8 protein-coding genes and 2 pseudogenes are annotated in these 9837 nt (G+C 67.7%); 5 read left to right on the forward strand and 5 right to left on the reverse strand.

Annotated features, from left to right (window positions below; genetic code table 11):
* Positions 1 to 172 (reverse strand): annotated as a pseudogene (locus tag F3J14_RS31155) (GntR family transcriptional regulator); the annotation flags it as partial.
* A gap of 128 nt (positions 173 to 300) precedes the next feature.
* Here F3J14_RS31155 and F3J14_RS31160 point away from each other — a divergent pair.
* Complete coding sequence (locus F3J14_RS31160; protein ID WP_166726202.1) at positions 301 to 939, forward strand: FMN-binding negative transcriptional regulator; 639 nt, start codon at positions 301 to 303, stop codon at positions 937 to 939.
* A 48-nt stretch (positions 940 to 987) separates the two neighbouring features.
* Here the strand turns inward: F3J14_RS31160 and F3J14_RS31165 are convergent, their stop codons facing one another.
* Positions 988 to 1575: a thioredoxin family protein gene (locus F3J14_RS31165; RefSeq protein WP_166726203.1), complete on the reverse strand. Its 588-nt coding sequence runs from the start codon at positions 1573 to 1575 to the stop codon at positions 988 to 990.
* Between the two features lie 228 nt (positions 1576 to 1803).
* On the opposite strand from F3J14_RS31165, the gene F3J14_RS31170 reads away from it, so the two are divergent.
* Both F3J14_RS31170 and F3J14_RS31175 read left to right on the forward strand, forming a co-directional pair.
* On the forward strand, positions 1804 to 2544 hold the full coding sequence (locus F3J14_RS31170; protein ID WP_006750896.1) for a response regulator: 741 nt from the start codon (positions 1804 to 1806) through the stop codon (positions 2542 to 2544).
* On the forward strand, positions 2541 to 3863 hold the full coding sequence (locus tag F3J14_RS31175; protein WP_166726204.1) for an ATP-binding protein: 1323 nt from the start codon (positions 2541 to 2543) through the stop codon (positions 3861 to 3863). The genes F3J14_RS31170 and F3J14_RS31175 overlap by 4 nt, the downstream gene beginning before the upstream one ends.
* Positions 3864 to 3994: 131 nt before the next feature.
* Here the strand turns inward: F3J14_RS31175 and F3J14_RS31180 are convergent, their stop codons facing one another.
* Together F3J14_RS31180 and F3J14_RS31185 are read right to left on the reverse strand one after the other, a co-directional pair.
* Positions 3995 to 4729, reverse strand: coding sequence for a metallophosphoesterase family protein (locus tag F3J14_RS31180; protein WP_166726205.1), 735 nt, complete (start codon positions 4727 to 4729; stop codon positions 3995 to 3997).
* 116 nt (positions 4730 to 4845) lie between these two features.
* Positions 4846 to 5028: pseudogene (locus tag F3J14_RS31185) on the reverse strand (GNAT family protein); the annotation flags it as partial.
* A gap of 306 nt (positions 5029 to 5334) precedes the next feature.
* Between F3J14_RS31185 and F3J14_RS31190 the strand changes: the two are divergent.
* Complete coding sequence (locus tag F3J14_RS31190; RefSeq protein ID WP_166726206.1) at positions 5335 to 6528, forward strand: porin; 1194 nt, start codon at positions 5335 to 5337, stop codon at positions 6526 to 6528.
* 553 nt (positions 6529 to 7081) lie between these two features.
* Entirely contained in the window at positions 7082 to 9004 is a 1923-nt protein-coding gene (locus F3J14_RS31195; protein WP_166726207.1) for an SMP-30/gluconolactonase/LRE family protein, read from the forward strand.
* Between the two features lie 25 nt (positions 9005 to 9029).
* Here F3J14_RS31195 and F3J14_RS31200 read toward each other — a convergent pair.
* On the reverse strand, positions 9030 to 9837 hold an 808-nt coding region (locus tag F3J14_RS31200), incomplete at its 5' end, for a c-type cytochrome (RefSeq protein ID WP_247682322.1).

The following is a 9837-nucleotide window of genomic DNA, read 5'->3' on the forward strand; positions in this document are numbered from 1 at the left end:
CCTCGAGCGATGCCGCGAGCAGCCGCGTGGACGGCAGCGTGTCGCCGGGCCGCACGTCGCCGCGGCGCACCGCGTCCCGCAACGCCTGCGCGAGTTGGCGGCTCAGGTCGCCGGCTGCGCGGTCGAGCGCGCCGAGCGACGGGATTTCGACGATCCGGGCGGTTCTGGCCATGATTCTGGTCTGCTGAAATTGTTCGAAACCGGCTCTACAGCATAAACCAGTTAGCGCTCACAATCGGGGCATGACGCGCCTGTTTCAGGCCCGTTCCTTCCTGAACCCTGTCCGACCGTGGAGCCGCCATGTATGTCCCCGCCGATTTCGCCGAATCCCGCCCCGACGCGCTGCGCGAACTGATCGTCCAGCATCCGTTCGGCAGCCTGATCACGCACGGCAAGGGTGGGCTCGACGCGAACCACATTCCGTTCGAACTGCTGCCGGGCGACGGCGGCCTCGGCGAGCTGCATGCGCACGTCGCGCGCGCGAATCCGGTCTGGCAGGAGGTCGCGAACGGCGACGAGGTGCTCGTGATCTTCCGCGCCGGCGATGCCTATATCTCGCCGAACTGGTACCCGAGCAAGCATGTCGCGCACCGGCAGGTGCCGACGTGGAACTACGTGGTCGTGCACGCGCACGGCCGCATCACGGTGCGCGACGACGAGAAGTTCGTGCGCGGCGTGGTCGCGCGGCTGACCCGCACGCACGAGGCGTCGCAGCCGGCGCCGTGGAAGATGGCCGACGCGCCGAAGGACTATCTCGACACGATGCTGCAGTCGATCGTCGGGCTGCAGATCGAGATCACGCGGCTCGTCGGCAAGCGCAAGCTCGGGCAGAACAAGGCGGTCGACGATATCCGCGGCGCGGGCGACGCGCTGATCGCCAACGGGCATCTCGCGATCGGGGAGGCGATGCTGGCGGAGGCGGACGCGAAGCTCAAGTGAGCGGCGGCGAATCGCCCGGGGCGCATGCTGCGCCCCCGCCGGCGCCCGTTACTGCGTACGCGTCGCGCCCTTCGTGCCTTCGCCAGCATGCGCCTGCGCCAGCGCCTCGCGAATCGCCGCCTCCGTCTTGTCGTACCCGCCCTCGCCATACCGCGTATAGACGATCTTCCCGTTCGCGTCGATCAGGTACAGCGCGGGCCAGTACTGGTTGCCATACGCGCGCCACGTGTCGTAGCGGTTGTCCTGCGCGACCGGATACTGGATGTCGAAGCGCTTGAGCGCGTCGGCGACGTTCTTTGGATCGCGTTCGAACGGATACTCGGGCGTATGCACGCCGACCACGACCAGCCCCTGGTCGCGATACTTCCGGTACCAGTCGTTCACGTACGGAATCGTATGAATGCAGTTGATGCACGAGTAGGTCCAGAAATCGACCAGCACGACCTTGCCGCGCAGCTGCGCGAGCTTGAGCGGCGTGCTGTTCTGCCAGCGCTCGATGCCGGTGAAGTCGGGCGCCGGCGTGCCGGCGAGCGAGGCCGTCATGCCCGCGTCGTCGCGGGTGCCGGCGAACGCGGCGAGCCCGGCCGTGGCGGCGAGCGCGATCACGAGGGCGGCAGTCTTGAGTCTGGGCAGCATGGCGGTTCTCCGGTTCGGCCGGCCGCCGCGTGATCGCGTCGGCCGGACTGGTTTCGACAGCCCTCATTGGGCCGCGCCGACGTATCTGCGATGTGTCCGGCGAGCCGCGTGCGTGCAATGTTGTGTGTCGTCGCGGCGGCGCGATACATTGGGATACAAATGCGTGCCCGCGGTGCGGTATAAAGGCGGACATCGCCAGCCGCAACCTCACGACCCCGACCCCGACTCATGGACAAGATCGACCACGTACTGATCGTCGACGACGATCGCGCGATCCGCGAACTGATCGCGGACTACCTGGAGAAGAACGGCATGCGCGTGTCGCTCGCCGCGAACGGCCGCGAGATGCGCAACGTGCTCGAAGACGGCGCGCCCGACCTGATCGTGCTCGATCTGATGCTGCCCGGCGAGGACGGCCTCACGTTGTGCCGCGATCTGCGCGCCGGCAAGTTCCGGACGGTGCCGGTGCTGATGCTGACCGCGCGCGGCGAGGAAACCGACCGCATCATCGGCCTCGAGATGGGCGCCGACGACTATCTCGCGAAGCCGTTCGCGGTGCGCGAGCTGCTGGCGCGGATCCGCTCGGTGCTGCGCCGCGCGCGCATGCTGCCACCCGGCATGCAGGTGACGGAGACGGCCGAGATGCTCGCGTTCGGCGAATGGCGGCTCGACACGACGGGGCGTCACCTGCTCGACGCCGAAGGCACGCTGGTCGCGCTGAGCGGCGCCGAGTACCGGCTGTTGCGCGTGTTCCTCGACAATCCGCAGCGCGTGCTCACGCGCGACCAATTGCTCAACCTCACGCAGGGCCGCCAGTCCGATCCGTTCGACCGGTCGATCGACCTGCTCGTGAGCCGGCTGCGCCAGCGGCTGCGCGACGGCGCGCGCGAGCCGCGCTACATCAAGACGCTGCGCAACGAGGGCTACGTGTTCTCGTCGGCGGTGACCACGGTCGAAGGCGACGCATGAGCGCGCGCACCCTGTGGCACTGGCCGCGCTCGCTGTTCGCGCGGCTCGCGCTGATCCTGTGCGTGGGCCTCGCGCTCGCGCAGACGCTGTCGTTCTGGCTCACGGTGACGGAGCGCGACCAGGCGACCACCAACCTGATGATGGGCTACATCGAGCGCGAGGTCGCGAGCTCGGTCGCGCTGCTCGACCACCTGCCGCCCGGCGAGCGCGCCGCGTGGCTGCCGCGTCTCGCGCGGCGCAGCTACGTGTTCATCCTCGGGCCCGGCGAGACGGGCACGCCGTCCGAGGCGCGGCTGTCGGCGCGCGTCGAGCGGTCGATCTCGGACGGCATCGGCGGCGACTACCCGCTGACCGCGAACGCGATCCCGGGCGATCGCGAGCATCTGCAGGTGCATCTGCGCCTGACCGACGGCTCGCCGCTGACGATCGACATCCACCCGATGTCGACGGTGCCGCTGTCAGGCTGGCTGCCGGTGGTGCTCGCGCTGCAGCTCGCGGTGCTGGCCGCGTGCTGCTGGCTCGCGGTGCGGCTCGCGACGCGGCCGCTGAACCAGCTCGCGCGGGCGGCCGACGCGCTCGGCCCCGACCTGAAGGGCGAACGCCTGGACGAGGGCGGGCCGTCCGAAGTCGCGCGTGCCGCGCGGGCGTTCAACGCGATGCAGGACCGCATCGCGCAGTACATGGCCGAACGCATGCAGATCCTCGCGTCGATTTCGCACGACCTGCAGACGCCGATCACGCGCATGCGATTGCGCGTCGACGTGATGGACGACGACGCGCAGGGCGCGAAGCTGCGCCAGGACCTGATCGAGATGGAGCATCTGGTGAAGGAGGGCGTCGCCTATGCGCGCACGCTGCACGGCACGGATGAAGCCGCGCGCCGCATCGATCTCGATGCGCTGCTCGACAGCATCGTGTGCGACTACACGGATGCGGGGCAGGACGTCGCGCTGCACAGCGGCGGCCCGCTCGCGCTCGTCACGCGGCCGAAGGCGCTGCGCCGGATCGTCGGCAACCTCGTCGACAACGCGCTGAAGTTCGCGGGTGCGGCCGAGATCGACGTGCAGGCGGCGTCAGGCGGCGGCGCGGTCATTGCGGTGCTCGATCGCGGGCCCGGCATTCCGGACGATCAGCTCGACGCGGTGTTCGAACCGTTCCGGCGCGTGGAGACGTCGCGCAATCGCGAGACGGGCGGCACGGGGCTCGGTCTCGCGATCGCGCGGCAGCTTGCGCTCGCGATGGGCGGCACGCTCACGTTGCGCAACCGGACGGATGGCGGCGGGCTCGAAGCGCGGCTGACGCTGGCGAATGCTGTGTGATGCGTGATGCCTAATGCGATGCCGCGCGAGGCGGCTCGCGAGCGGTTGTCAGAACGCGGTGCTGCCTGACGCAGCGCGCATGGCGGGTCGGTTTTCCGGTGAACGAAGCGGGGTGGAACGGCGACGATCCGTCAGCACCGGCCGGTGCGCAACGCGACGGTCCAGTCGTCGCGGCCGCGCGCTGCCGCGGTGTCGGCGGCCGTGTGCCAGTCGTATTCGACCGCGTGGAATTCGGCCTGCCAGCCGGCCGGCGTGCGCGACACCATCGCGTAGCGCGCATGCGGCGAGCCCGTTTCGATCCGGTGCGGATGCGGTTGATCGTCCGTGTACGCCTGCAGCCCGACGCTGCCCGGATTGACGATCAGCCGGCCGTCGTCGAGCTTCGCGATGCGCGGGACATGCGTGTGGCCGCACAGGATCAGCGACGCCGGCTCGTCACCCGCACGCTGCGCGATTTCATCGGGCGTCGCCGCGCGGCAGCCGTCGGGCGTCACCGTTTCGAGGAAATAGACGAGGTCGCTGGCAGGCGTGCCGTGCACCATCAGCACGTCGTCGTCGAGCGTCAGGCGTGCGGGCAAGGCGGCGATCCACGCGCGATGGTCGTCGCGCAGCGTGTCGTGCGCCCAGCGATCGGACAGCCGCATCGTTTCGCGATCGCCGCTCAGCAGTTGCCGTTCGTGATTGCCCTTGATGGTCGGCAGGTCGAGCGCGATCAGGCGATCGGCCGTTTCGGCCGGATGGAGCGCGCCCGACACGATGTCGCCGAGGTTGACGATCAGGTCGGCGCCGCGGCGGCGCACGTCGTCGAGCACCGCGTCGAGCGCGGCGAGGTTGCCGTGGATGTCGGACAGCGCGGCGATTTTCATGGCGAAGAAGTCGAGGCGGGGAGCGGCGATTGTCGCCAATTCGGCGTGGCGCGTCCAATCGCGCCGACGGTGAGTGGACCCGCGCGTCGCGCGTCGGCCATCGGTCGGCCGGCGCGTCAGTCGGTCGCGATACGCGCGTACATCGCGAAATCGCCCGGCACCCCACGCACCATCCGGTAGGCGCGCAGCAATCCCTCGTACCGGTAGCCGCATTTCTGCAGCACACGCGCGGAGCCGGCGTTGCTGGTCAGCACGACGCCCTGAATGCGCATGAAGCCGCCTTCGGCGAATGCGAAGGCTCCCGATGGCAGATGCGCGCTCGATTATCGGGCGCGCGGCCCCGCGCCGTACAGCGACGTTCGTCGCGCGACAAATTATCTCGAAATCGGCAAGAAGCTGTTTTCATTATTGCGCTATCGAACGGAACCGGTTCCAACTACCATGGCGGCCTCGGCGGGCATGCTCGCCGCGACGTGCCGCGCGCGTATCGCACGCGCGCGTTCCCGCGTGCGAACGCCGTCGGCCTCGCATGCAGGCGTATCTCGCCGGCCGCACGCGTTACTCGCATAGAACAACGGGCTGACCGCCCGGAGACGCTAAAAACCATGAACAAGCAACTGATCGCAGCACCGCTGCTGCTCTCGCTCGCGGGCATCGCCTCCGCGCAAAGCTCCGTCACGCTGTACGGCATCGTCGACGCGGGCGTGACCTATCGCAGCAACGAACGGGTCGGCTCGCCGGGCGCCTACACCGGGCATTCGGAGGTCGGCCTGACCACCGGAAACCTGTCGGGCAGCCGCTGGGGCATCAAGGGTTCCGAGGATCTCGGCGGCGGGATGCGCGCGCTGTTCGTGCTCGAGAACGGCTTCGACATCACCAACGGCACGTCGGGCCAGGGCGGCCGCCAGTTCGGCCGCCAGGCGTTCGTCGGCGTCGGCAGCAACCGCTACGGCACGGTCACGCTTGGCCGCCAGTACACGTCGCTCAACGACTTCGTGAGCCCGGTCGGCCCGTCGTCGTTCATCGGCGGGTTCGGCGCGCACCCGGGCGATATCGACGACCTCGACCAGACCGCGCGCGTCGACAGCTCGATCAAGTACACGAGCGCGAACTACGCGGGCTTCACGTTCGGCGCGCTGTACGGCTTCGGCAGCCAGCCGGGCAGCATGAAGACGCGCAACACGTGGAGCGTCGGCGCCGCATACGCGGCGGGGCCGCTGCGTGTGGGCGTCGGCTACGAGCGCTCGGACAACAGCAAGACGGGCGCGGCCGATCCGACGGCCGGCAAATGGCAGAGCACCGACGACGGGCTGTTCAACTCGTCGATCAACGAAGGCTATGCGAGCGCGCAGTCGCAGCAGGTCATCGCGACCGGCGCGACGTACGACTTCGGCCCGGCCGTCGTCGGCGTGAACTACAGCAACATTCAGTACCGCAGTGGCGCGCAGTCGCTGTTCAACGGTCATGCGACGTTCAACGTCGCGGGCGTGTTCACGCGCTGGAACGTGCAGCCGCAGACCCAGCTGTTCGCCGGCTACAGCTACACGCGCGGCAGCGACGTCGACGGCATCGACAACCGCGCGCAGTATCACAACGTCACGCTCGGCGCGGCCTACGACCTGTCGAAGCGCACCAGCGTGTACCTGCTCGGCGCCTACCAGCGTGCGTCCGGCACGACGCTCGACGCACTCGGTCGGCCGGTGGCCGCGACCGCGTCGGTGTCGGACAAGGCGAACGGCCACTCGTCCGATTCGCGGTCGCAGGCGATCGTCAGCCTCGGCCTGCGCCAGAAGTTCTGACGCCACGCGCGCGACCGGCGGCCCGCGCGTGCTGCGGGCCGCCGGTCGCACGCCGGGCCGGCGTACGGCCTTCTCCATTCAACACGGCCCGCATCACGCTTCGCCGCACGTGCGGCGCATCTTCGTTTATCCCTCCGTCTTCATCGGCAACCGTATTCCGCCGCGCCCGCCTTATTTCACTTCTTCACGATTTTCCCGGCAATGCAGCATGCAGCCGGATAATATTTTTTCTCTTTCATTTTAATTTCGATTTGTAATCATCGAGTCGATTTGCCGGCAATGGAAATTCAATGCGCGTGTATCAGAAAAAATGACGCATCCGCATTGAGAAATTCGGAACAAAGTGCCGGTAATGATGAATCGCCACAGCGCTGTCCGGCGGGAGCCCAGGCGCTGATCCCGGGATGCTCCAGCATCGGCCAACCACTGTCGTGCGGTAAAAAAACGTAATGAGAAATTCGTGGTGGAAATGAACGGGTTTTTGCAGAAATCACCAATATTTCATGCGCGTCGAACTAGAGTATCGACAGGCGATCGTCCGGGAGCATCATTCATGTTATCGAAACAAATTCGCGCGGCATTGCTAGGATTGTGCATGGCAATGCTGGCGCCGGTCAGTCACGCACAAGCGCAATACACGACGGACTGGCTCGCGAACACGTTCGGCACGCTGGCCGCGCATGTCGGCAACGGTGCGCGCTCGCTGTGGGTCGCGCCCGAAGGCGTGATCTATACGGCGTCGCGCTGGGACGAGAATGCAGGCGGCGTCGCGATTTACCAGAACGGGCAGACGCTCGGCACGATCGGCATCCACGACGAATTCCAGGGCGGCGCGATCACCGGCAACGCGAACTCGCTGTTCGTCGCGCTCGGCTACAACCGCACCTTCGGCAGCGGCTCGGTTGGCCGCTACAACCGCAGCACGAACCAGCGCGACCTGCGCATCCCGGTCAGCACTTGGACGGGCATCCAGTACGCGGACGTGATCACCGGCCTCGCGACGAGCGGCAACCTGCTGTACGTAAGCGACTTCTACGGCAACCGCGTGCGTGTGTATACGACGGACGGCGTGTGGCAGCGCGACATCGGCGTATCGGGGCCCGGCGCGCTGGCGCTCGATGCGGGCGGCAACCTGTGGGTCGCGCGCAAGAGCGCGGGCATCGTCGCGCAGTTCAGCCCAACCGGCACGGCGATGAACACGATTCAGATGGCGGCCCGCGCGCGGCCGGCGTCGCTGTATTTCGATGCGCTAAGCGGGCAGATGCTGGTGGGCGACGAAGGCCCCGACATGAACATCAAGGTCTACACGCTCGCCGGCCAGCCCGCGCAGGTCGGCACGTTCGGCGTGCAGGGCGGCTATCTCGACACGACGTCGGGCATCAAGGGGCAAGTCGGCGACAAGCGCTTCACGCGCGTCGCGGGCATCGGCAAGGACGCGGCCGGCAACCTGTACGTGCTGAACAACGCGTGGGGCGGCGGCTGGGACCTCGGGCGCAACGGCAGCACCGACCTCCATTCGTACGGCCCGACGGGCGCGCTGCAATGGAAGCTGCAGGCGCTGAACTTCGAGGGCGCCGCCGCGCCCGACCCGGCGACCGACGGCGCGTTCTTCTACAGCGGCAACAACGTCTATACCGGTACGGCGGGCGGCACGTTCGTCGCGAACACGATCGATCCGTTCACCTATCCGAAGGATCCGCGCCTCGACATGAAGGACTACCAGCGCGGCCAGCATTTCGGCCAGCTCGCGCTGGTGAACGGCACCCGGATGCTCGTCGCGACCGGGCAGAACCCGGGCAACTACAACATCTATCACTTCAACAACGCGAGCGGCTATATCGCGATTCCGGACGGCTCGATCCCCGGCAAGCCGTTCAACACGACCCTGCAGGTGACGGCCGGTTTCTCGCTCGACGACAACGGCGACGTATGGGCCGGGCTCGATCGCACCAACAACATCTCGCACTATCCGATGAAGGGCTTCGACGCGACCGGCAAGCCGACATGGGGCACGCCGGTGCAGATCCAGATTCCGCGCACGGTGCTGCCGCTCACGCGGATCATCTACCAGGCCGACAGCGACACGATGATCCTCGCGCAGGGAATCTCGGGCAGCTGGGACTGGACCGCGATGAACGGGCACATCGAGGTCTATCGCGGCTGGAAGGCCGGCAACACGAGCACGCCGAACGTGGCGATCGACCTGACGAGCGCGAACCCGAAATCGATGGCGGCGGCCGGCCACTACCTGTTCGTCGGCTACGTGCACACGGTGCCGAACGTCGACGTGTTCGACCTGAACACCGGCAGCCTCGTCACCACGCTGACGAACTCGAACACGTCCGCGATGGACGTCGGCAACGACGTCGACTCGATGTACGGCATCCGCGCGTACCGGCGCTCGACCGGCGAATACGTGATCACGAAGGACAACTACAACGGGTCGAGCCTCGTCGTGTATCGCTGGCATCCGTGATCACGCAGGCCGCGGTGGGCGGACGTCACGGCGCGCCGAGCACGCGGCCGTTCACCTCGCGCCCGTACATCGAGTCGGGCGTGTCGTGGAATTTCGCGCGCGTGTCCTGCACCGAGCCGGTGAAGCGCGGGTCCTGCGGACGCTCGTGGCTGTCCATGAAGGTCGCGACGTCCCACGCTTGCTGATCGGTCAGCGTGCCGCCCAGCCCGAGCGGCATATTGGCCTTCACGAAGCCGGCCGCGTTGCGGATGTCGCCCATCCCCGCGCCCCAGTTGAACGAGCGCGCGCCCCACAGCGCCGGAAAGACCGGCTTGTCGCCGCTCGATCGTCCCTGGCCGTCCGCGCCGTGACACAGCGCGCAGTGCTGCGTATAGACGGCGGCGCCGCGCGCGTAGTCGGCCTTTTGCGCGGGCGGCGGCAGTTTCGGGAAACCCTGGCCGGGCAGCCGGGTGCCGACCGGCGCGCCCTTCGCGAGCCAGTACGAATAGGTTTCGAGCGCAACGAGGATCGGGTCGCCAGCCGGCGGCGCCTTGCCGTTCATGCTGTAGCGAAAGCATCCCTGCAGACGTTCGGCGAACGTGTTCACGTGGCCGTTCTTGCTGCGGTAGGCCGGGTACAGCAGGTACGCGGCCCACATCGGGCCCGCATCGGGCCGGCGGCCCGCGTCGAGGTGACAGCTCGCGCAGGTCAGCTTGTTGCCGACGTACTTGCCCGCGTACTCGGGCGTGTGCAGGAAGATCTGCTCGCCGAGTTTCACGGTCTTGCCGAAGTCGTCGGCAGGGATCGCGGATTCGGGCGGTGGCGGAAGCGGCTGCTGCTGCGTCCTGCGGCGC

Source organism: Burkholderia sp. Tr-862 (genome assembly GCF_011753085.1).
Classification (GTDB): domain Bacteria; phylum Pseudomonadota; class Gammaproteobacteria; order Burkholderiales; family Burkholderiaceae; genus Burkholderia; species Burkholderia ambifaria.

Coding starts and splice junctions, on each gene's coding strand:
- F3J14_RS31175 (WP_166726204.1), top strand. CDS start 2,541: ATGAGCGCGCGCACCCTGTGGCACTGGCCGCGCTCGCTGTTCGCGCGG.
- F3J14_RS31190 (WP_166726206.1), top strand. CDS start 5,335: ATGAACAAGCAACTGATCGCAGCACCGCTGCTGCTCTCGCTCGCGGGC.
- F3J14_RS31170 (WP_006750896.1), top strand. CDS start 1,804: ATGGACAAGATCGACCACGTACTGATCGTCGACGACGATCGCGCGATC.
- F3J14_RS31180 (WP_166726205.1), bottom strand. CDS start 4,729: ATGAAAATCGCCGCGCTGTCCGACATCCACGGCAACCTCGCCGCGCTC.
- F3J14_RS31195 (WP_166726207.1), top strand. CDS start 7,082: ATGTTATCGAAACAAATTCGCGCGGCATTGCTAGGATTGTGCATGGCA.
- F3J14_RS31165 (WP_166726203.1), bottom strand. CDS start 1,575: ATGCTGCCCAGACTCAAGACTGCCGCCCTCGTGATCGCGCTCGCCGCC.
- F3J14_RS31160 (WP_166726202.1), top strand. CDS start 301: ATGTATGTCCCCGCCGATTTCGCCGAATCCCGCCCCGACGCGCTGCGC.